Source organism: Kitasatospora sp. NPDC051702 (assembly GCF_040681575.1).
Taxonomy (GTDB): domain Bacteria; phylum Actinomycetota; class Actinomycetes; order Streptomycetales; family Streptomycetaceae; genus Kitasatospora.
Genome location: NZ_JBFAZB010000001.1, coordinates 339,023 through 359,602, shown reverse-complemented (window position 1 = coordinate 359,602; position 20,580 = coordinate 339,023). Strand labels below are relative to the sequence as shown.

16 protein-coding genes are annotated in these 20,580 nt (G+C 75.1%); 4 read left to right on the top strand and 12 right to left on the bottom strand.

What is annotated here, in order from left to right; all coding sequences use genetic code 11:
• Nucleotides 1–15: 15 nt before the first annotated feature.
• From AB0N04_RS01495 to AB0N04_RS01480, 4 genes are all read right to left on the bottom strand, one after another.
• Complete coding sequence (locus AB0N04_RS01495; RefSeq protein ID WP_360213927.1) at nt 16–762, bottom strand: ABC transporter ATP-binding protein; 747 nt, start codon at nt 760–762, stop codon at nt 16–18.
• Nucleotides 759–1,565: an ABC transporter permease gene (locus AB0N04_RS01490; protein WP_360214038.1), complete on the bottom strand. Its 807-nt coding sequence runs from the start codon at nt 1,563–1,565 to the stop codon at nt 759–761. The genes AB0N04_RS01495 and AB0N04_RS01490 overlap by 4 nt, the downstream gene beginning before the upstream one ends.
• 158 nt (nt 1,566–1,723) lie before the next feature.
• On the bottom strand, nt 1,724–2,752 hold the full coding sequence (locus AB0N04_RS01485; protein ID WP_360213925.1) for an NrtA/SsuA/CpmA family ABC transporter substrate-binding protein: 1,029 nt from the start codon (nt 2,750–2,752) through the stop codon (nt 1,724–1,726).
• Between the two features lie 188 nt (nt 2,753–2,940).
• On the bottom strand, nt 2,941–3,909 hold the full coding sequence (locus AB0N04_RS01480) for an ABC transporter substrate-binding protein (protein ID WP_360213923.1): 969 nt from the start codon (nt 3,907–3,909) through the stop codon (nt 2,941–2,943).
• A gap of 587 nt (nt 3,910–4,496) precedes the next feature.
• Between AB0N04_RS01480 and AB0N04_RS01475 the strand changes: the two genes are divergently transcribed.
• Nucleotides 4,497–5,279 (top strand): IclR family transcriptional regulator, encoded by a 783-nt coding sequence (locus AB0N04_RS01475; protein ID WP_360213921.1) that lies wholly within the window; start codon nt 4,497–4,499, stop codon nt 5,277–5,279.
• A 204-nt stretch (nt 5,280–5,483) separates the two neighbouring features.
• Here the strand turns inward: AB0N04_RS01475 and AB0N04_RS01470 are convergent, their stop codons facing one another.
• The 5 genes from AB0N04_RS01470 to AB0N04_RS01450 form a co-directional block, all read right to left on the bottom strand.
• A complete protein-coding gene (locus tag AB0N04_RS01470) occupies nt 5,484–5,972 on the bottom strand; it encodes a winged helix-turn-helix domain-containing protein (protein WP_360214036.1) in 489 nt (162 codons plus the stop codon).
• A gap of 1,271 nt (nt 5,973–7,243) precedes the next feature.
• Complete coding sequence (locus AB0N04_RS01465; RefSeq protein ID WP_360214034.1) at nt 7,244–7,798, bottom strand: ATP/GTP-binding protein; 555 nt, start codon at nt 7,796–7,798, stop codon at nt 7,244–7,246.
• Between the two features lie 70 nt (nt 7,799–7,868).
• A complete protein-coding gene (locus tag AB0N04_RS01460; RefSeq protein WP_360213919.1) occupies nt 7,869–8,528 on the bottom strand; it encodes a DUF742 domain-containing protein in 660 nt (219 codons plus the stop codon).
• 8 nt (nt 8,529–8,536) lie between these two features.
• Nucleotides 8,537–8,956, bottom strand: coding sequence for a roadblock/LC7 domain-containing protein (locus AB0N04_RS01455; protein WP_360213917.1), 420 nt, complete (start codon nt 8,954–8,956; stop codon nt 8,537–8,539).
• Between the two features lie 95 nt (nt 8,957–9,051).
• Nucleotides 9,052–12,120 carry a nitrate- and nitrite sensing domain-containing protein gene (locus tag AB0N04_RS01450; RefSeq protein ID WP_360213915.1) on the bottom strand — a complete coding sequence of 1,023 codons (3,069 nt, stop codon included), beginning with the start codon at nt 12,118–12,120 and terminating at the stop codon, nt 9,052–9,054.
• A gap of 820 nt (nt 12,121–12,940) precedes the next feature.
• Between AB0N04_RS01450 and AB0N04_RS01445 the strand changes: the two genes are divergently transcribed.
• The 3 genes from AB0N04_RS01445 (at nt 12,941) to AB0N04_RS01435 (ending at nt 16,961) form a co-directional block, all read left to right on the top strand.
• Nucleotides 12,941–14,881: an AMP-dependent synthetase/ligase gene (locus tag AB0N04_RS01445; protein WP_360213913.1), complete on the top strand. Its 1,941-nt coding sequence runs from the start codon at nt 12,941–12,943 to the stop codon at nt 14,879–14,881.
• 328 nt (nt 14,882–15,209) lie between these two features.
• Nucleotides 15,210–16,340, top strand: a complete 1,131-nt coding sequence (locus tag AB0N04_RS01440; protein ID WP_360214032.1) for a polysaccharide deacetylase family protein — start codon at nt 15,210–15,212, stop codon at nt 16,338–16,340.
• A gap of 240 nt (nt 16,341–16,580) precedes the next feature.
• Nucleotides 16,581–16,961: a nitroreductase/quinone reductase family protein gene (locus tag AB0N04_RS01435; RefSeq protein ID WP_360214030.1), complete on the top strand. Its 381-nt coding sequence runs from the start codon at nt 16,581–16,583 to the stop codon at nt 16,959–16,961.
• Nucleotides 16,962–17,217: 256 nt separating this feature from the next.
• Here the strand turns inward: AB0N04_RS01435 and AB0N04_RS01430 are convergent, their stop codons facing one another.
• The 3 genes from AB0N04_RS01430 to AB0N04_RS01420 all read right to left on the bottom strand — a co-directional run bounded on the left by AB0N04_RS01430 (nt 17,218) and on the right by AB0N04_RS01420 (nt 20,315).
• The gene (locus tag AB0N04_RS01430) at nt 17,218–18,015 is read right to left on the bottom strand and encodes an SGNH/GDSL hydrolase family protein (protein WP_360219625.1); all 798 of its coding nucleotides are present in this window, start codon (nt 18,013–18,015) and stop codon (nt 17,218–17,220) included.
• Between the two features lie 550 nt (nt 18,016–18,565).
• A complete protein-coding gene (locus AB0N04_RS01425; RefSeq protein ID WP_360219628.1) occupies nt 18,566–19,246 on the bottom strand; it encodes a hypothetical protein in 681 nt (226 codons plus the stop codon).
• A 220-nt stretch (nt 19,247–19,466) separates the two neighbouring features.
• On the bottom strand, nt 19,467–20,315 hold the full coding sequence (locus AB0N04_RS01420; RefSeq protein ID WP_360219631.1) for a hypothetical protein: 849 nt from the start codon (nt 20,313–20,315) through the stop codon (nt 19,467–19,469).
• Nucleotides 20,316–20,580 lie beyond the last annotated feature (265 nt).

Sequence of the window (20,580 nt, the reverse complement as noted above, 5' to 3'; positions counted from 1 at the left end):
GGTGGGCGGGGCGGGTCAGTGGACCCCGAGGTCGGCGAGCAGTCGACGACGCAGGTCGGCGAAGGCCGGGTCGGCCGGGTCCCGCGGGTGCTCGACGGCGACCTGCTCGTCCCGGACGAGTCGGCCCTCGCGCAGGACGGCCACCCGGTCGGCGAGCCGGACGGCCTCGTCGACGTCATGGGTGACCAGCAGCACCGCCGGGCGGTGGCGCCGGACCAGGTCACCGACCAGGTCCTGCATGCGCAGCCGGGTCAGCGCGTCCAGAGCGGCGAACGGCTCGTCCAGGAGCAGCAGTTGGGGTTCGCGTACGAGCGCCCTGGCCAGGGCGACGCGTTGCGCCTCCCCACCGGACAGGGTGGCCGGCCAGGCCTCGGCGTGCTTGTCCAGGCCGACCTCGGCGAGCGCCTTCAAGCCTGTCCCGCGCGTCGTGGCGCCACCCGGCAGGCCGATCGTGACGTTGGCCAGCACCCGCCTGGAGGGGATGAGTCGGGGCTCCTGGAAGACCACCGTACGGACCGGCGGGACGAGCACCGTGCCCTCGTCGGCCTGGTCCAGCGCCCCGAGGATGCGCAGCAGGGTGGTCTTGCCCGTACCGCTGGCGCCCAGCAGGGCGACGAACTCGCCGCGGGCGATCGAGAGGTCGATGCCGTCGAGGACGGCCCTGGTGCCGAACACCCGGCGCAGGCCGCGCAGATGAACGGCGGGGGCGGCAGGACGGGCAGAAGCGGCAGCGGCCGGGGGAAGGGCCTGGGTCGTGCTCATCGGGCGGCTCCCTGGACGGCCTGGCGCCAGGGCATCAGCACCCGCTCCAGGATGCGCACGACACCGTCGGCGGTGAGTCCGAGCAGTCCGTAGATCAGGATGCAGACCGCGAGGACGTCGGTCCTCGAGTAGTTCTGTGCCTGGGCCATCAAGTAGCCGATTCCTTCAGTGGAGTTGATCTCCTCGGCGGCGATCAGCGCGATCACGCTGAGCGTCATGGACAACCGCAGCCCGGAGAGCAGTGCGGGCAGCGCTCCGGGCAGGACGACGGTGCGCACGATCGCCCAGCGGCCGAGTCCGAAGCTGCGCATCGCCTCGACCAGCTTGCGATCCGTGGTGCGCACACCCCCGGAGGCGGAGACGTACATCGGGAAGCTGGTGGCCACCCCGATCAGGGTGACCTTCGCCGTCTCGGTGATGCCGAACCACACCATGAACAACGGCACCAGCGCCAGGAAGGGGACGGTTCGCAGGACCTGGATCGCGGAGTCGAGCAGCTCCTCACCGAGGCGGGTGAACCCGGTGAGCACGCCGAGCACCAGCCCCGCACCGGCGCCGAGCAGCAGGCCGAGGCCGGCCCGGGTGAGGGAGACCGTGAGGGCGTCGACGAGCTGGCCGTTGCCCCACAACTCGCCGACGGCCTCGGCCACCTGGGCCGGCGACGCCAGGACGTCCGGAGTGAGCGCACCGGTGGCGGAGGCGACGGCCCAGCCGCCGAGCAGGGCGAGCGGCCCCAGGGTGCGTAGAGTCACGGCGAGGGCTCGCGGGCGGGGCCGCTGCCGGACGGCCCGCGGGGTGACCAGTCCGACGGGCTGGGCGGGGTCGACGGGCTGAGCGGGGCCGGCCGGGTCGGCGGCTCCGGCGGGGTCGGCGGCTCCGGCGGGGTCGGCGGCTCCGGCGGGGTCGGCGGCTCCGCCGGGCGGGAGTGGTGCGCCGGGTGTGCGGCCGGGTGCGGCGGTGGTCACTTGGCACCCCCGCCGAGCTTGTCGATGTCGATCAGGTACGGCTTGACGTCCACGAGTTGCTTGGTGACCTTCTGGTCGGCGAAGAAGCGGGCGACGGTGGCGAAGCGCGCGGTGTCGGCCTCGGTGATGGCGCCGGCCGGGGCGCTCTGGGCGCTGACCTTCACCGCGACGTCCTTCTCGGCGGGGGTGACGGCGGTGGGGCCCGAGTCGGTGAAGACGTTGAGGTAGGCCGCCGGGTCGGCCTTCTCCTTGAGACCGTTCTCCCGGAGGTAGTCGTAGAAGGTCCTGACCACGTCCGGGTGCTTGTCGGCGAAACCGGTGCGCACGGCCCAGACCGCGTAGTTGTCGGATCCGACCTCCTTCCCGTCGACCAGGAAGTGCGCCGCGGAGTTGGCGATGGCGGGGGTGGAGAAGGTGTTCCAGGTCGCCCAGGCGTCCACCTGGCCGGAGTTGAAGACGCCTGCCGTCTGGTCGGCGCGCAGGTAGACCCGTTCGACCTTGTCGGCCGGGACTCCGCTCTTCTCCAGCGCCTTGAGCAGCAGGTACTCGCTGGTGCCGCCCTGGGAGACCGCGACCTTGCGGCCGACCAGGTCCTGCACGGTCCTGATGGGCGAGTCGTTCTTCACCAGGATGCCCTCGCCGACGCCGTCGGGGTCGGTGCGGGCGAACAGCTTGAAGCCGGGCTTCTGGGCCAGTGCGGCGACGGCCGAGGTGATCGAGCCCTGGGCCACGTCTAGCTGGTCGGCGGACAGCGCCTGCGCGGCGGGGGCGAACGGGCCGGCGCTGCCGGTCCAGGCGACCTTGGCGTGGACGGCGGCCAGGGCCCGGTCCAGGGAGCCGTCCTTCTTCCCGCGGGCGAGGAACCCGTTGTTGCCCGGGTCGGGCAGGCGCAGCACGATGTCGACCCTGTCGCCGGCCCCGCCGCCGGCGGAGGCCTTGGCTCCGTCTGCGGACGAGCCGCAGGCGGCCAGGGCGGTGGTGGCGAGCAGCGCTGCGGCGGCCAGGGCGAGGCGGGAGGTGTTCACGGGGGTCTCCAGGCGAGGGGCGGGCAATGGGCTGGCGAGGGGCGGGCAATGGGCTGGTGAGCGACGGGGGACGGATGACCGGCGACGGATGACGGATTTCAGATGACAGATTTCAACATCTGTCATCTGAAATCTGTTACCTGAAATCTGTCGGTGGAAAGCGGTCGGCCGGGAGCCGTCAGGGCGGCTCAGCCGGCGGCCGGAGTGGAGCGGCGGGTCCGCAGCAGCTCGCGGGCGGCGCGCAGTGGTTCCGGGTCGGCCCAGGAGTGGACGTCGACCGGCGCGGCGAGGAATCCCGCCTCCCCGAGGAATCGTTCCTGCTGCGCCAGCAGGTCGAGGCGTTCGTCCGAGAGGTCCAGGTGCAGGGTGCGGTGGCTGCCCGGCGCGTACGCCCCGGCGACGCCCTCCGCGCCTGCGCCGGTCTCGGCCCGCAGGATCCGGACCACCTCCGCCGGGTGCTCGGCCGCCCAGTCGGCGGCCTCCAGCAGGACCGCGAGGAAGCGGACGACCAGCTCCGGCCGCTCGTCCAGCAGCCGCTGGTGGACGGTCACCGGCCGGGGCGTCCCGTTGTTGACCCGGGCCCGGCGGTCCGGCGCGGCGTCCAGCTCCACGGCCACCTCCGCCCCGACCCGGCGGGCCGCCTCGACGGCGAGCGCCCCCTTCACGTACACGGCGTCCACCACCCCGTCCCGTAGCGCAGCCAGTTCCGCGGCCCACTGGCCGCCACCCGGAGGGCTCGGGACGTCGACCGGCTTCGCGTCGGCCAGGGTGAGCCCGGCGAGGCCGAGGGCCCCGCGGAAGCCGGCCAGCGCCATGGCCTGCCAGAAGTCGATGCCGATGTCATGATGTGGGATCGCCAGTCGCAGTCCACGCAGGTCGCCCGGCCCGGTGAGGCCACTGCCCGCCCGGACCAGGACGACCTGGCGCTCCTCGATCCAGGTCAGGCCGATCAGTCGGGTGGCCTCACCGCGCGAACGGGCCCACAGGGCGGGCACGTTGCCGCCCTCCCGGAAGAGGCCGGTCAGCGCGTGGGTGTAGTGGTGGTCGGCGGCCACCTCCGGCGGGGCGTCCTGCAGCGAACGGACGGCGATGCCGTCGGCGGCGAACTCCCGCGCGAGCCGGCCCTGGTCGGCGGCGATCCCGGTGGCGGTGGGCACCGGGCACCGCGTGAACCAGAGGGTGTCGAGAGGGCCCGACGGGCTGAAAGCGCTGGATGCGCCGGAAGTGCCCGGCGTGCCGGACCTGCCCGACGTGCCGGGAATGCGGGGAGTGCTGGGGGTGCGGCTTGGCACGGGATGCGTCCTCTGTGGAGGGCTTCGCCGGATGGCGGACGGCAGTTGGCGGATGGCGGCGGGCTGGAAGGGGGCCCGGAGGGCCGCAGCGCCCGGGGCGGCGGGGAGTCACCGCGCCGGTGGAGAACCGGGCCGTGCGGTGCGACCGGGGAGGGGGAAAGGCGTCAGCGACGACACGCGCGGGAGGCGGGGCACCGGTGGTTCGTCACGGTGTCGCTCCTTCCTGCGCGTCGGGTGTCGCGGTGGTGCGTCGGGCTGGGCGTCCGGCGCGATGCGAGGAGCGTTCCACGCCGATCGAGCCGCGGGCAAGGGCTTGCCACATCATGGGAGCACTTGTTCATCAACGGCATGCCATTGCAACGTCGTCGACATATTCCCGAAGCAATGGCTGCCCTACGCTGAGACTCCCTCCGGCGGTCCGACCGGAAATCCCCACCGAAACGCGAGGTGCCATGGCCGAGGCCGCCACCGCCGTCCAGAGTCCGCCGGCCGGTGCGCAGGCCGTCCAGCGTGCGCTGGGGCTGCTGCACTGCTTCCACGACAACGGCCCCGACCTGAGCGCCTCCGACCTGGCCCGCCGGATGGACCTCTCGGTCTCCACGGCGCACCGCCTGGCCCGGACCCTGGTCAGCGCCGGCTTCCTGGAGCAGGACGAGCAGACCGCCCGCTACCGGCTCGGCCCGGCCGTCGCCGAGCTCGGCCAGCTCTCCTTCCACCGGCGCGGACTGCACCTGGCCGCCCCCGAACTAGACCTGCTCTCCCGGCGCACCGGCGCGACCGCCGACCTGGCGATCCGCAGCGGTCCGCACGCGGTGATCCTGGTCGGCGCCTCCGTCCGCCCGGACAGCGGCCTCGGACTGCGCCGCCCGCTGCACTCCACGGCCCTGGGCAAGGTGCTGCTGGCCTGGCCGCGCCCGGGCGAGGCGGCGGTCTCCGCACTCGGGCCGCTGGCACCGTTCACCGAGCGGACGATCACCGAACCGGCACTGCTCGACGAGGAGTTGGCGAAGGTACGGACCGCCGGGTTCGCCCTCAACGACGGCGAGTCCGCCGCCGGGGTGCGCACGGTGGCCGTTCCGGTGCTGGACGGCTCCGGACTGGCCCGGTTCGCCCTCGCCGTCCGCTCGACCCCGGCGCACCTGACCGACGACCGGCTGGAGTGGTTCCTGGGCCACGCCCGCACCTGTGCCGACGCGCTCGCCGTCCTCCTGCTGCCGCCCGACCAGCGGGCCTGACCAGCCGGGCCCGACCAGCGGGCCGACCCGCCGGCGCGACCGCGGACCTGACCCGCAGGCCTGACCCGCAGGTCTGACCCGCAGGCGCAACCGGAAGCCGCAACCGGCGTGCCCGACACCACACTTGCACGAACCGTCACAACAGCACGGCGGACCGCCCGTTCCGCGAAGGAACAGGCGGTCCGCTAACTGGCAGTTCGCCGATCAGGCACCCGGGGTGTACTTGTAGCCGACCCGACGCACCGTCACGATGGTCTCCCGGTACGCCGGTCCGAGCTTGCGGCGCAGCCGGGCGACGTGGACGTCGACCGTGCGGCCGTCCCCGACGTGACCGTAGCCCCACACCGCCGAGACCAGGTGGTCGCGGGTGTGCACCCGCTGCGGGTGCTCGGTGAGGTGGGCGAGCAGTTCGAACTCGAGGTACGTGAGGTCGAGCAGCCGCCCGTCCACGTAGGCGTTGCGCCGCTCGGTGTCGACGGTGATGCCGCGCCCGGCGGGCCGGACCGGACGGGCTCCGGCGGGAGCGGGCGCCGGCCCGGGCACGGTGGCGGAGGGACCGGCGGCCGGACCTGCGGACAGCCCCGCCGGAGCGCCCACCGCGGTGTCGGCCGGCACCAGCACCAGGTACCCGACCATCGGGTTCCCGGCGGCGCCGAACTGCGAGCCGTACTGGGCGAGCAGTCCCTGCGGCAGCGCACCCTGCGGGAGGGCGGCGACGACGGTCGCCCCCTCGGGGAGCGCGGCGAGCAGGGCCTGCGGCGCCTGCGGGAGCGCCGCGCCCGGAGCCGGGATCACGGCGGCCGGCGGGAGCACCGCACCCGGCTGGGGCGCGGTGGCCGCGCCGACCTGACGGGGTGGGGCGGCGTGGGAGGTGCGCACGGGTGCGCCGGGCCATCGGTCGGCGACCGGGGCGGCGTGCGGGACGGAGGAGCCGGGGGCGCCGGACGTGCCGGGCCCGACCGGGGCGACGCCCGGGAGGGAGCGGACCGCGCGCAGGTGCGGGGTCGCGGTGGGCGGGTTCAGGGTGGCCGTGGAGGAGGAAGACATGGTGTACCGCTCATTTCGCGCGTGACGGACGGGGTGGAGTCGTCTGCGCGTCGACCGGGCGTCGTGCGGGGCTGATCCGGGATCAGCCGGCGGAGGGCCGGGACGCGCTGGGCGAGCCCGGACACGTCTGATCGAACAGGTGCGGCTGCCGGGACGGCCAGAACGGCTCGAGGTCGAGGCGACCCCTCCGGATGTCCTCGGCGCGGTCGGCGCGCCCGTTCCACCGCCCGGCCGGTCCGCCGTCGCACACCGCGGAGACCGCCCCGGTCCTGCGGGGGCGGCCGGCGGTGCCGGGGGCGGGGCTGGTGCAGGCGATGTTCACTGGTGGTCTCTCCGCGAGGCGGGGCCGGACGGCCCGCTGCGGGCACGCCGGGTGGGCGGGCCCGCGATCGGCCTGGTCAACGGGGGTGATGGTGCGCCGGAGGGCTGCCGGACGGGCCGGGGCGCCTGCGGCGGACCGGGAAACGGTCAGCCGGTCAGCGACAACAGGCGCTGCAGATCAGGGCCTGGTCGATGTAGCGGCGGGCGGTGAGTGCCGGCGTGACGGGGGCCGGGACGGTGGCGGCGCGTCGCTGGTCGACGGTCATCCTGAAGCCCTCCCCCTGGCTCTGCACTGCTGCGCGATCGCTCGGAGCGCGGTCGCGTGAACGGAACGTTTCCGGCCCTCCCGACGGCACGGCCGGGCGGCCTTCGTGTCCAGAGCCTTCCACGCCGCGCCGGTCTAGGCAACCTTCAGCACATGAAACGTCCGGGATGCGGACACCGGAATGAGACGGCGGGCGATGCATGGGCGCCTCGGCGGGCCCCGCGACTACGCGGAGCGCCACGACCGAGGCAGCCCCGGACACCCGCCGGGCCGGGGCCGGGCGGGCGCCACATACGGGATGACGCTCCATTGGAGCTGAATTGACGCTTCGTCAGGTCCGGGCCGAGGTCGGGGCACGGTGACGGCGGGCGGCCGCGTGCTCGACCAGCGCGACCAGGAGGTCCTTGCCGTCCTCGCGCAGCCGGGCGTCGCACAGCAGCACGGGGATCCCCGGGTCGAGGTCCAGCGCGTCCCGGACCTCGTCGGGCGAGAAGCGCTCGGTGCCGTCGAAGCAGTTCACCGCGACCACGAAGGGGATGCCGCGCTGCTCGAAGAAGTCCACCGAGGGGAAGCAGTCGGCCAGTCGCCGGGTGTCCGCGATCACGACCGCACCGAGCGCGCCGCGCGCCAGCTCGTTCCAGACGAACCAGAAGCGGTCCTGCCCCGGCGTGCCGAAGAGGTAGAGCGCGAGCCCGGGCCGCAGGTCGATCCGGCCGAAGTCCATCGCCACGGTGGTGGTGCGCTTGTCCTCCACGCCCGCGGTGTCGTCCACCGGGCGGCCCAGCTCGCTGAGCTCCTCCTCGGTGCGCAGCGGCCGGATCTCGCTGACGGCGCCGACCAGCGTGGTCTTGCCCGCGCCGAAGCCGCCCGCGACCAGGATCTTCACCGCGACGGCCGGGCCGCCGCGCCAGCTCGGGTCGTTGGCGCGGTCGGCGGGGGCGGTGGCGCCGTCGTGGTCAGAGCGCACGGAGTCCATTGATCACGTCTCGCAGCAGGCGCTCGTCCGGGAGCTCGGCGAGCGGAACGGGTCGGGTGACGCTGATCAGGTCGGCATCGTAGAGGTCGCCGAGCAGCACCCGGACGACGCTGACCGGCAGGTCCGTGTAGGAGCCGAGCTCGGCGACGGACAGCGGCTCGCGGCGGCACCAGGCCAGGATGGTCTGGTGCTCCGGGTCGAGGACGTGCGCGGGCACGGCCCCCGCGTCCGGCCCGGGATCGGCGGCGGTGATCAGCGAGATGAGGTCGAACAGGCCGTCCTCGACGGGCCGGGCGCGCCCGCGGGTCATCGAGAAGAGGCGCACCACAGGCCCGGCCTCGTCGTCGAACCAGCGGTCGTCGACCGGGGTGCGGGGACGGAACAGGTCGACCTCGAGCGCCTCCGGACCGTCCTCGTCGGGGCCGCCGTCGTCCGCGCCCTCGTCCGCGCCGTCGTCCGTGCCGCTCACGCCGCTCACAGCCTCGACCGGATGCGGGGCGACCAGGCGCGGGGTGACCACGCCGTCGGCCCCGGCCGGTCCGTCCGGGCCGGCCGTCACCCCGGGCACGCGCGGCCCGGACGGCTCGGACGCCCCGTCCGGGCCGGTCCGCCCCGCCGTCTCCCCCTTCGGATCCGCCATCGGACCGCTCATCTCACCGGCGGGGCGGTTTCGGTGCGCGGCTCGGCGGCCATGTGCTCGCCGACCCGCTTGACCAGCAGCGCCATCTCGTAGGCGATCTGGCCGATGTCCGCCTCGGCCTCGCTCAGCACGGCCAGGCAGCTGCCGTCGCCGGCGGCCGTGATGAACAGGAAGGCCTCGTCCAGCTCCACCATGGTCTGACGGACCCCGCCGACCTTGAAGTGCCCGCCGGCGCCCTTGGCCAGGCTGTGGAAGCCGGCCGCGACGGCGGCCAGGTGCTCGGCGTCCTCGCGGTCGAGACCGCGGGAGGCGCCGGTGGCCAGACCGTCGCTGGAGAGGATCACCGCGTGCCGCAGGGCCGCGACGCGCCCCACCAGGTCGTCCAGGAGCCAGTTGAGGTCCCCGGACGGCTGCGTCGAAGTGGTCATGAATCAGTTCCTTCCGCTGGAGCAGGTGGTGCGGGTGAAGCGGTCGTGCGGGTGAAGCGGTCACGCGGGTGGAGCGGGTGAATCGGGTCGTACGGTCATTCAGACGTTCCAGGACGTTCGGATGTTTCCGGCCCGTCGGGTCGTCCGGGCCCGGGTCCGTCGGGTCGTCCGGGCCCGGGCCCCTCGGTCCGCGCCCGCGCATCGGGTCGTACCGATGACGGTACGGGCCCCTCCGGCGCCGGGTTCACCGGGTTCAGGCGCACCGGTTGACCGGGCGGCACCCGGCGGGCCAGCGGCGCGCGGGTCGCCTCGGACGGCGCGGGCAGCGCCATCGGCGCGGGGGCCGGGCTGATCGCCCGGCGGGACGGGTCCGGGGGCTGCCAGGCGGGGACGGCTGCGGGCCGGGGGCTCGCCGGTGCCACGGGGGCGGTGAGGCCGCGACCGCGGGTGAAGCCGCGCTGGAACGAGGCGAAGGCGGCCCGCGCCTCCTCGGGCGAGCGCTCGCGCGCCGGTTCGCCGTCCCCGCTCCCCGCGCCGTCGCCGGCGGCGCCGCCCTCGGGGCCGGCCGCGGCACGGTCGCGGAGCCGGTTGGCCAGCTGGTCCTTGAGCTGCGGCGCGAGGTTGGCCTGCCGGACGCGCCGGGGCAGCCCGCCCGGAGTGCGCTGCACGGGCTGCGGCTGCGGGTCCGTCGGAGCGGCGGTACCCACGGCAGTACCCACGGCGGCACCCGCGGCAGTCCCGGCGACGCCCACAGGGCCGGCAGGGTCGGCGCCACCGACGGCGTCCACGGCGTCCACGGCTGCGTCCGCGAAGGCCGGCGCCTCCCCGCGGCGGTGCCGCCCCGTCCCGGGCGGGCCCTCGCCGTCGGCCACCGGGCCGCCGGACGGTGACGGTGCCGGCACCAGGACCGGCCCGCCCTTGGTGCGCGAGGCCCGGCGAGGCAGTCCGCCCGGTGTACGGCCGGGCTCGGGCAGGGACGGGCGGGGCCCGCCGCTGCCGCCCCGGTGCCGACCACCGGTGCCGGTACCGCCACCGACGGCCGTCGGCCGCGCCGCGGGCACACCGCTGAGGCCGTTCGCACCACTCGCACCACCCGCGCCGTTCACACCGCTCGCCCGGCCGGTGCCGGTGGCACCGCCCGTGCCGCGCGCGCCGCCCGGCGCGTCCGCTCCGGTCCCGGCGAGCGGGGGCACGGCGACCAGGTCGCGCTGCCCGCGCCGGGCCGGGCCCGACCGCTGTCCGGCCTGCGGCGGCTCGGGCCGCCCGTCCGGCGCCTCGGCGAGCAGCTCGCGCGGGATCAGCACGACGGCAGTCGTCCCGCCGTACGGGGAGGGGCGCAGGTGGACCCGGATGCCGTGCCGCCGGGCCAGCCGGCTGACCACGAACAGGCCCAGCCGGTCCGTGTCGGCCAGGTCGAACTCCTGCTCCACGGCCAGGCGCTCGTTGATCTCGGCGAGCAGCTGCTCGCTCAGCCCGAGCCCGCGGTCGTCGATCTCCAGGGCGAATCCGTGCGCGACGACCTCGCCCTGCACGGTGACCTGGGTGGTCGGCGGGGAGAACACCGCGGCGTTCTCGACGAGTTCGGCGATCAGGTGGGTGACATCGGCGACGGCGCTGCCGAGCAGGCCGGTCCCCGGGAAGGGCCGGACGATGACGCGGGCGTAGTCCTCGACCTCGCCGACCGCCGCGCGGACCACGTCCACCATCCGGACCGGCTTGCGCCAGGCGCGCCCCGGGGATCCGCCGGCCAGGATGATCAGGCCCTCGGCGTGCCGGCGCATACGGGTGGTGAGGTGGTCGACCTTGAAGAGGTCCTCCAGCTCCGCCGGGTCCTCGGTGCGGCGTTCCATGGTGTCCAGCAGCGTGAGCTGGCGGTGCAGCAGGACCTGGCTGCGCCGGGCCAGGTTGACGAAGACGGCCGAGACGCCGCGGCGCAGGTCGGCCTGTTCGACGGCGGCCTCGACGGCGGCCCGCTGGACGGCGTTGAAGGCCTGCCCGACCTGCCCGATCTCGGCCGAGCCGAACCGCAGCTCGGGGGCCTCGGCGGCGACGTCCACCGCCTCGCCGCGGCGCAGCCGCAGCATCACGGAGGGCAGTCGGGTGCCCGCGAGTTCGTTGGCGGAGTTGCGCAGGCCGATGAGTTCGCGGGCCAGGCCGCGCCCGATCCGGTAGGAGATCAGCACCGACAGCACGACCGCGACCAGGCCGATCGCCCCGGCGATGCCGCCGCGCCAGAGCAGTCCGATCGCCGCGGACCGCTCGCGGTCGCCGATCCCGGCGGCGATGCGGGAGTTGATGGCGGCGAGGTCGCCGAGCGCCCGGTCGGCGGTCTCCCGCCAGGAGTCGCCGTTGATGGCCTGGGCGACCCGTTCGGGGCCTCCGGCGCCGACGAAGTCCGCCTCGGCGCGGGCGAGCGCGGCCCAGGCCTCGCCCCCGCGCAGCGCGATGTAGTCGGCCTGGTCGGCGGGTTCGAGCTCGGCGATGTAGACGGTGAACAGGGCCTGCTGGTTGTGCAGGGCGTCCAGCGCGACCTGGTACTGCTCACCGGTGGGCCTGGCGACGCCGGCGCGCAGGCCCTCCATGGCCGCGTCCTCCTGGGAGAGGTACTCGCGGGCGCGCACCAGCTCGATCAGGATCGTCCCCTGGCGGGGGAGTTGGCCGGTCTGCCGGGCGACGTAGGCGGAGCGGAAGCCGAACACCGGCTTGACCAGGTCGCTGTACTGGTCGAGCGCGAACTCCCAGTTGAGCGCCGAGCGGCCGACCTGGGCGCGCAGCGGGCCCATCTGGTCGGCCGCGGCGACGATCTGCAGGAAGCGGCCGCGCTGGGCGCTGGAGAGCTTGCCCCCGGAGCCGTCCATCTTCTGCCGCAGGACGTCGAGGCTGTGGTCGGTGGCGGTCTTGGCGCGCTCGTAGGCGTCCTTGGCGGCCCGCGAGTTCGGGTCGGCCAGGCGCTGGACGGCGGCCCGCCGCTCGTTCTGCAGGTCGGTGGCGTACTGGTCGACCGGAGTCCCGAACTCCTTGTACGTACGGGTGATCTCCAGCTGGCCCCAGACGTCTCCGGTGGTGGCGAGGGTCGCGTACACCCACAGGGCGGTGAGGGCGACGATGGGCACCAGGAGCAGCGCGATGATCTTCGCGCGGATCGAGCTGCTGCGCAGACGCATGGAGTCCTCGGTCGGGAAGTGCCAGGCGCGGACGGGGAGCGGTTCGGAACGGTGGGGCGGTCCGGGCGGCGGGAGCCGGCCACGGGCGGTGCTGCTGTGCCGGTGTTGCGGGCGGGGCTCGGAGCCGTGGGGGCGGTCCGGGCCGGTCGGGCGGCGTCGGGGCGTGGGTGCGCAGGTCCTGCGGGGGTCCTGCACGGGTGTCGGGTGCGGTGCGGAAGGGGCCGCGGGGCTGGTCGGCGTGGATGGTGCGTCGTCGGATCGGGCCTGGCCGGGAGGCCCCCGGCCGCAGGTCTGCGAGAGCCTACTACGCCCTGACCACTCGTTCGAGGGTCGAACCCACCCACTTCTCCGGCTCGACCGGGACACGTCAGGAAGCGGTCCCGATCACCGCCGCCAGCCGTCCGGATCCTCCCTGGACGCCCCGTTTGCCCCGGTGGTCGGCCGCACACGACTCCTCCCCGCGCCCGACACTTTCCGTGCGGCCCGGTGCCGATCTCGTCGCGTCACGGTCACAACCCTGGGCAGCGAAACGACGATCCGATAGTTTCGCTGCACCTGCGCTGCCCGGCAGCACCGCCATGCCCTCCGGGCGCCACGGGCACGGAACGGCCCGCGAACGGCCCGGTCGGCGACAGCCGCCGGCGGTGGCACGGGCCCTGCGGGGCACCGGCCGACGGCACGGCACCGGCGGTGGCGCACGGGTCCGGCCCAGGTGCGGGTACGGGCCCCGGCCCGGTGCGGGTACGGCAGGACCACGGGCACGGCAGGAGCACGGCGCGGGCGGTACGGCCGCGGGACGCGAGACGCGAACGGGGGGATTGTGCGCGAGTTCACCACCCCCGCCCTGGCCGGGCCCGGGGCCACCGGAGGACTCGCCGACTCGCTCTACGACACCGCCGAACGCACGCCCGACCTCGTCCAGCTCGCCCGCCGCACGCCACCCCCCGCCGGCGCCGGCCACGGCGGACCCGGCACCGGCTACGGCAGTCCGGGCACCGGCCACGGCGGACCCGGCAGCCAGGGCGGTCCCGGCGCCGCCGGAAGCCCGGACCCGTCGGAGCAGTGGGAGCCCGTCACCGCGCGGGAGTTCCGGGACGAGGTGCTCGCCCTCGCCAAGGGCCTGCTCACCCGCGGCGTGCGCTACGGCGACCGGGTCGCCCTGATGTCCCGCACCCGCTACGAGTGGACACTGTTCGACTACGCGCTCTGGTCGATCGGGGCGATCACCGTCCCGGTCTACCCGACGGCGGCCGCCGAGCAGGTGCGCTGGATCCTCGCCGAGACCCAGGCCGTCGCGTGCCTGGTCGAGGACGAGGACGCCGCGATGACGGTCGGGGCGGTCTGCGACGCGCTGCCCGACCTCACCGGCATCTGGCAGCTGGACCGCGACTGCGTGGCCGCGATCGTCGAGGACGGCCGCGACGTGCCCGACTCGCTGGTGCACCGCCAGCGCCTCGGCGTCGCCGCCGGGAACATCGCCACCGTCGTCTACACCTCGGGCACCACCGGGCGCCCCAAGGGCTGCCTGATCACCCACGCCAACCTGGCCGCCGAGGCCGACGCCCTGCTCGGCGGCTGGGGCGAGGCCTTCCGGGACACCGGCGGCGGCCAGCCGTCGACCCTGCTGTTCCTGCCGCTGGCGCACGTCTACGGCCGGGCCGTCCAGATCGCGGCGATCCGCGGCGGGCTCCGGATCGGCCACGTCCCCGAGGTCTCCACCGACGCGCTGCTGCCCGCCCTGGCCTCCTTCCGGCCGACCTTCCTGAACGCCGTCCCCTACGTCTTCGAGAAGATCTTCCAACAAGCCCGGCAGGCCGCCGAGGACGCCGGGCGCGGGGAGCTCTTCGAGCAGGCCCGGCAAGTGGCCGTCGACTGGGCGGCCGCCCGGGAGCAGAAGGTGTTCGGCCGCGGGCCGGGCCCCGGGCCGAAGCTGAGGTTGCGCCACCTCGCCTACGAGCGGACCGTCTACCAGCGGCTGCGGGCCGTGCTCGGCGGCCGGGTGCGCAGCGTGATGTGCGGCGGATCCTCGCTCCGCCGGGACCTCGGCCTCTTCTTCACCGGCGCCGGACTGCAGCTCTACGAGGGGTACGGGCTGACCGAGACGTCCGCCGCGATCACGGCCAACCCGATCGGCCGGCAGAAGCCGGGCACCGTCGGACACCCGCTGCCGGGCTGCTCGGTCGCGCTCGCCGACGACGGCGAGGTGTGGGTGCACGGCGACTCGGTCTTCGGCGGCTACCTCAACCACCCGCAGTGCACGGCCGAGTCCCTGGTCGACGGCTGGTTCGCGACCGGCGACCTGGGGCGGCTGGACGAGGACGGCTACCTGACCATCACCGGCCGCAAGAAGGACCTGATCGTCACCAGCAGCGGCAAGAACCTCGCCCCGTCGGCGCTGGAGGAGCGGGTGGCCGCGCATCCGCTGGTCTCCCAGTGCCTGGTGGTCGGCGACGACCGGCCCTACGTGGCCGCGCTGATCACCCTCGACCCCGGCGCACTGGCGCACTGGCTGAAGACCCACGGGCGCGAACAGCTGGACCCGTGGGCGGTGCTCGCCGACGAACAGTTGCACACCGAGATCCAGCGCGCGGTGGCGGCGGCGAACACCGCGGTGTCGCGGGCCGAGTCGATCCGCGCGTTCCGGCTGCTGCCGCGGGAGTTCAGCCAGGAGCAGGGCCTGCTGACGCCCTCGCTGAAACTGCGCCGGGCGGCCATCGCCGAGTACTACGCCGAGGACGTCGCGGAGCTGTACGTCTCCTGAGCCGGCGCGAGTGCCGCCCCGATCCGGCCCGCCGCCCCGCCCCCACCGGCACGTCCGATAGGTCGGTGAGCCGCCGGTTCCACCGCCCTTGTGCGGTACGTCTCCTGACGGGTCGTCTCGTCCTCTTTGCGGCCGGGCGGGCGGCACTCGGTTCACCCGCCGTTCCCTTGACGGGCCGATTGGTCCAGTCCATTGTTTCTCCTCGGTCCGCGTGCGGCGCACCACCCGCTCCCGCCCCTCGGGGAGCGCCCCGGTTCCACGGTCCCGATTCCGCCACGCCCTCCCCACGGGCGCGGCTCCCCCACCCCGCAGGAGTCCTCACGTGTCGATGTCCACGCGCCTGTCCGCGCTGGCCGCCTCCGTCGCGCTGCTCACCGCGCTCACCGCCCCGGTGGCCACCGCGACCCCCGGAGCCGCCGGGGGCACCGGCGGCCCGACCGTCAACCTGGCCACCAACCCCGGCTTCGAACTTCCCTCCCCCGACCTCGCCGACTGGGGCAGCGTCCCCGGCTGGAGCTGCACCGGCGGCCCGGCCGAGGCCGCCCTCACCACCGCCGCCCCGCACTCCGGGAGCTCCGCGCTCACCGTCACCCCGGCCGGCGACGACTCCACCGGCGAGTGCGCGCAGACCGTCTCCGTCCAGCCCGACACCACCTACACCGCCTCGGCCTGGGTCCGCGGCTCCTTCGTCTACCTGGGCGCCACCGGCACCGGCCGCGACGTCGCCCCCGCCTGGACCGCGAGCACCGCAGGCGGCTGGCAGCAGCTCACCACCCGCTTCACCACCGGCCCCAAGGCCCGCAGCGTCCGCCTCTACGTCCACGGCTGGTACCAGCAGGGGCCGTTCTCCGTCGACGACGTCCGGGTGGACGGCCCGGCGCCCACCCCGGCCGTCGCCGCCGGCTCCGTCCCGACCGACGACAAGGTCGTCTTCTTCACCGTCGACGACGGCTGGCAGCGCACCCCCGAGGCCGAGCGGTTCATCGCCGACCACCGCCTGCCGATCACCGCCTTCCCGCTGCCCATGCCCGCCGGCACCGACCCGGGCTTCTTCCGGCGGGTCACCGCCGTGCCCGGCTCCTCCGTCCAGGACCACAGCGTCTCCCACTCCGACCTCAGCACGCTCCCGCTCGAACGGCAGCAGGTCGAGATCTGCGACGCCCGCGACGCCCTGACCCGCCTGTTCGGCACCGCCCCGGTGGTGTTCCGGCCGCCCTACTTCGCCTGGAACGCCGACACCCTGCAGGCCGCCGCGAACTGCGGCATCCGCACCGTCCTCACCGCCGACGCCGACTTCAGCTGGGGCGCCTCCAACATCTGGCACCCCGGCACGCTGCAGCCGGGCGACGTCGTGCTGATGCACTGGACCGACACCCTCGCCACCGACCTCCAGCGTGCTCTGGCCGCCGCCGACGCGGCCGGCCTCAAGCCCGCCGGCCTGGCCGACTACCTGCACTGAGCCACCGCCCCACTCCACCGGGCCTTCGCTCCCACCCCGGAGCGGCGGCCCGGCCGCGCACGGGCCGTCGACGTCCGTCCGTCGGCCCGTTCCCACCGCCGTACACCGATGCGCCGCTGCGCCCCGCACCCCTGAACCCCTGAACCCCCGCACCGCGTGTGGTCGTGACTCCCCCGTCCCGCCGGAGAGCCCACCCACACCCGTGGCCGCGTCGGCGGCCCCTTCGAGGGCGGCGGCCCGCTGCTGCTCACCACTGCCGGGGCCGTTCGGGGCGCCCGCACACCGTGCCGCTCGGGTACGTCGAGGCGGAGGGACTGCTCCCGGTCGCCGCCGCGGCGGCCGGAGCGCACCCGCCCCCCGTGGTACCGCAGCCTGCTCGCCCCTCCCGCGGCCCGGGGCGAACTCGGCGCCGACTCCTTCGATGCCGTCGCCGTGCCGGCCGAGCGCGCTCGGCGGGACCGGAGGTTCGCAGCCGCCGTCCGGAAGCGACCCGGCTACGGCGACTACCGGGCCGTCACGCAGGCGGGAGCCGGCCGTCGCGGTCCTGGAACGCCCCGCGGAGCCCGGCCGGGCTCGGGCTCCGGCTGCGCCGGCACTGCCCGACCTTCTGCGAAGGGCTGACGCACCACCACGCCGGCGAGGACTCCGCGTTCCTCCCCGCCCTGGCCCGCAGCCGCCCCGGGCCGGCCGGGGCGCTGGAACGCCTCGGCGAGGAACACCGGGCCCGGGAACGGGAACGGCGACAAGACCGGCCGGCGCCTGAGCAACGGCCGGTGCCGCCGGCTGCTCCCCTCCTCGGGGAGCAGCCGGCGGCACCGGTGCGGGCGCGGGACCGGCCTCGCGGTCCCGCGTCAGCGACGCGCAGCGGGGCTGTGTGTCAGGACCGGGTGAAGACCGGGAGGTAGCCACCGGACTGGCCGGAGGCCTTCGGGTGGTAGCTCTCGTCGACCGGCAGGGTGGTGCTGTTGAGCCAGGTGGTCAGCGAGCCGCAGATCTCGTGCTCGGTGAACGCGCTGCGCACGTCACCGAAGGTGAAACCGGCGTTGGCGACCCGCTTGGCGATGACCTCGTCCAGCGTGTCGGCGGCGCCGTTGATCGCGGCGCGCTTGGTGTCGCCGATGCCGAAGATGCAGCTGCCGCCGACCTTGTAGAGGTGCGGGTAGCCCAGCACGACCACGTGGGCGTTGGGCGCCTTGGCGTGGATCGCCGAGTACACCTTGTCCAGCTGGGCCGGCAGGGTGTTGCGGGCGTAGTTCTGGGCCGCGTTGACGGCGTTGAGGCAGGAGCTGTCCGACTCCAGCACGCAGGTCTTCATCGTGTCGGCGAACCCGGCGTCGTTGCCGCCGACCGAGATGCTGACCAGCGTGGTGCCGGAGCTCAGGGCGGAGATCTGGTTGTTGAGGATGTCGCCGGTTCTGGCACCCGAACAGGCGACGAACGAGAAGGATGACGGCGCGTGCGCGTTCTTCCACAGGTACGCGTACGAGTTGGTGCTCCGCTTGCAGTTACCGCTGTCGCTCAGGTAGCTGCCGGCGCCGACGCCGGCGGAGTAGGAGTCCCCGAGCGCGACGTAGTTGACCCCCGCCGCGTTGGCGGACGACGCGGTGAAGAGCGTGGTCAGAGTGAGGAGAGCCGCTATCGCGGCAACGGACAGTGCACGAGCTGGACGGAGCATGACACCTCCTGGTGTGGCATTGGTCACAGAAGGAATACCAGGAGGTAGGTGAACCGGGAAGCGCTCATGCCAAGGATATTGACGGACCGTCTGACAACGCAGAAGTGAACCCCGGCCCACAGTGCGTGAGTTGACGCTGGTCAAGGCGGCCAATGCCGACGGGCGTCGGTCATCGCGCGTAGAGAGTGGTCGGCCGAACGGTCAGCGAGTGGTCAGTCGGCGGTCAGCCGAAAGGGCGGTCGGGAGGCGGGCGGGGGTGCCCGATCGGGCGCGCCCGACGGTGGAACGGCAGCCGGTGGAACGGCAGCCGGTGGAGCGGTCGCCGGTGGAGCGGCGGCAGGTGGAGTGGTCGCCGGTGGAGCGGCGGCCGGCCGGTGATCAGACGGCCGCCACCCGGCTCGACGCGGCGGCGGGCGGACCGGGCACCAGCCGTCAGCCGGGGACCGGCCCTCGGCCCGGGATCAGCCTTCCCCGAGCGCCACCCGTAGGCCGAAGGCCAGCCTGCGACCGCGGACCAGCCGTCGGCCGGAGGCCGTCCGTCGGCCCACGATCAGCTGTCGGCCGGGTGACGGTCCTCGGGGCGAGGGGCGCCCGGCTCGGCGAGGCCCTGGTCGACGCCCGGGTAGGCGGGACCGGGGAAGACGGTGCAGCCCCCCACCGGAAGCTCCTCGATCGTCTCGTTCGCGGCGACGGGCACGCCGAGGCGGTGCGCCGCGGTGGCCACGGCCGCCCGGGCCTGCCGCAGCCCCGGCGCACCCCAGCCGAGCAGCTCGACGGCGAGCCCGGGCGCGACCAGCAGCCGGCGGTAGTGCCGCCCGGAGGCCGGGTCGGCCACGCTCGGGCCGACCGCCCGCAGCGGCGCCGCCATCCGGACCCGCGCGCACTCGTGCCCGCCGTTCGCCGAGCCCACCCGGTCGTAGAGGTAGCCCAGGTAGTACGGTCTGCCGATCACCGCCTGGGCCTCCTCGGCCGCCTCCCGCGCCAGGGCGCGGGCCGGATCGCCGGCGTCCTCCGGCTCCAGCGAGCCGCCGGGCAGCGAGCAGATCCCGTCCCGGGGGTTGACCAAGGTCAGCACCCGGCCGTCCGGGGCGAACAGCCAGCCCCAGGACTGCTTCACCGGCAGGTCACCGGGCACCTGCTCGCCCGGGCGCCAGGGCCACCCCGCGGTGGGACGCCGGCGCACCCTGCCGAGCAGCTCGGCGATCTCCGCGCTGTACTCGATCCGGCTCATGCGCCCCCCTCTCGGTGTCGGGCTCGCCGGACCGGCGGTGCGCGGGGCGGACCTGCGGAGCACGGTACGGAGCGGAGCGGCCGGAGCGTCGGCGTGGGGGCACCACACGCTCCTGCTGTTGATCTTCTCCGAATCTTCCCCGAACAGGCGGTCGATGAACAGTCCCCAGCGCCGCATGGAGGATGCGGCGCCCGGAAGCCCCCTGATCACCCCGGCGACGTCACCCCCGCGGCCCACCCCCCTCCCCCTCGCCCGGGAACCCGGGCACCGGGAACCCCGGTCGGGGGACCACCCCCGGCGGGAACGGCAGACCGCGCGCCGCGTCGTCGGCCAGCTCGTCGAACACCTCGTGGACCGTCATCGGCCGCAATCGCCCGCCGGCCAGCGCCCAACCGCGCACCAGCGCACCGCCGGACGCGGCCGGATCGCCGTGCAGCAGCAGCGCCCCCGTGCCGCCGCCGGCCACGCCCGCCGCCAGCGTGACGCAGAACGCCTCGGTGTCCCGCCCCTCGGGGTGGAGGCTCCCCGCCCGGACGCGGAGGTCCACCGCCGAGGTGAGCTGCTCGCCGTCCTCCGGGCCGTGGCAGCGCAGGGTCAGCAGGTGGCCGCCTTCCCCCGCACCCGCGGCCAGCGCGAGGTAGACCGCCGTCACGTAGCCCATGACCGCCGCCAGCCTGCGCCGCCCGTCCTCGTCGTCACCGACGGCCTGGAGCAGCGCGACCCCGGCGACGGACATCCGCACCCGGGCCCGGTGGTCGTCCAGCAGCACCGGGAGCAGCCCGGCCAGCCGCTGCCCGGCGTAGACGAAGGGCTCGCCGGCCAGCTCCGGATCGGCCGCGTAGGCGACCCGGGTGGCGGGCGCCCGGGGATCGAGGCCGAGCGCCGCACAGTAGTCCTCGTAGTCCCCCGCCTCCAGGACCCTGAGGTGCACCTCCAGGCCCCGACGGTGCAGCGCGCGCAGGTGCGACTCCACCCGCCGCAGGTACTCCGGGTGCGCGAGCCGCCCGAACAGCCCGTGGCGCGCCAGGGCCGCGAAGTCGGCGGCCGCCGCCGCCAGCGCGACCGCCACCGGCTCCGGCGGCGGGGCTCCGCCCCGGACCCGCCCGCCCCGCCGACCGGACGCGGCGCCGCCTCCCGCACCGCCGCCGGGCGGCCCGTCCCCCCGGGGCGGCCGCGCCCCGCCGGGCCCTCCCCCGCCGCCGCCCTCGCCGGGCGCCGGCCCGCGCCCGGCGCGCACCAGCGCCCTCCGGCGCACCCGGGACCGCCCGAACCCGCCGGCCGCCCCGGACCTCCGGGCGGTCGCGACCGCTCCGGAGCCACCGGAGCCCACACCT

Coding starts and splice junctions, on each gene's coding strand:
- AB0N04_RS01455 (WP_360213917.1), bottom strand. CDS start 8,956: ATGACCACTTCGACGCAGCCGTCCGGGGACCTCAACTGGCTCCTGGAC.
- AB0N04_RS01460 (WP_360213919.1), bottom strand. CDS start 8,528: ATGGCGGATCCGAAGGGGGAGACGGCGGGGCGGACCGGCCCGGACGGG.
- AB0N04_RS01495 (WP_360213927.1), bottom strand. CDS start 762: ATGAGCACGACCCAGGCCCTTCCCCCGGCCGCTGCCGCTTCTGCCCGT.
- AB0N04_RS01425 (WP_360219628.1), bottom strand. CDS start 19,246: ATGAGCCGGATCGAGTACAGCGCGGAGATCGCCGAGCTGCTCGGCAGG.
- AB0N04_RS01450 (WP_360213915.1), bottom strand. CDS start 12,120: ATGCGTCTGCGCAGCAGCTCGATCCGCGCGAAGATCATCGCGCTGCTC.
- AB0N04_RS01440 (WP_360214032.1), top strand. CDS start 15,210: ATGTCCACGCGCCTGTCCGCGCTGGCCGCCTCCGTCGCGCTGCTCACC.
- AB0N04_RS01430 (WP_360219625.1), bottom strand. CDS start 18,015: ATGCTCCGTCCAGCTCGTGCACTGTCCGTTGCCGCGATAGCGGCTCTC.
- AB0N04_RS01475 (WP_360213921.1), top strand. CDS start 4,497: ATGGCCGAGGCCGCCACCGCCGTCCAGAGTCCGCCGGCCGGTGCGCAG.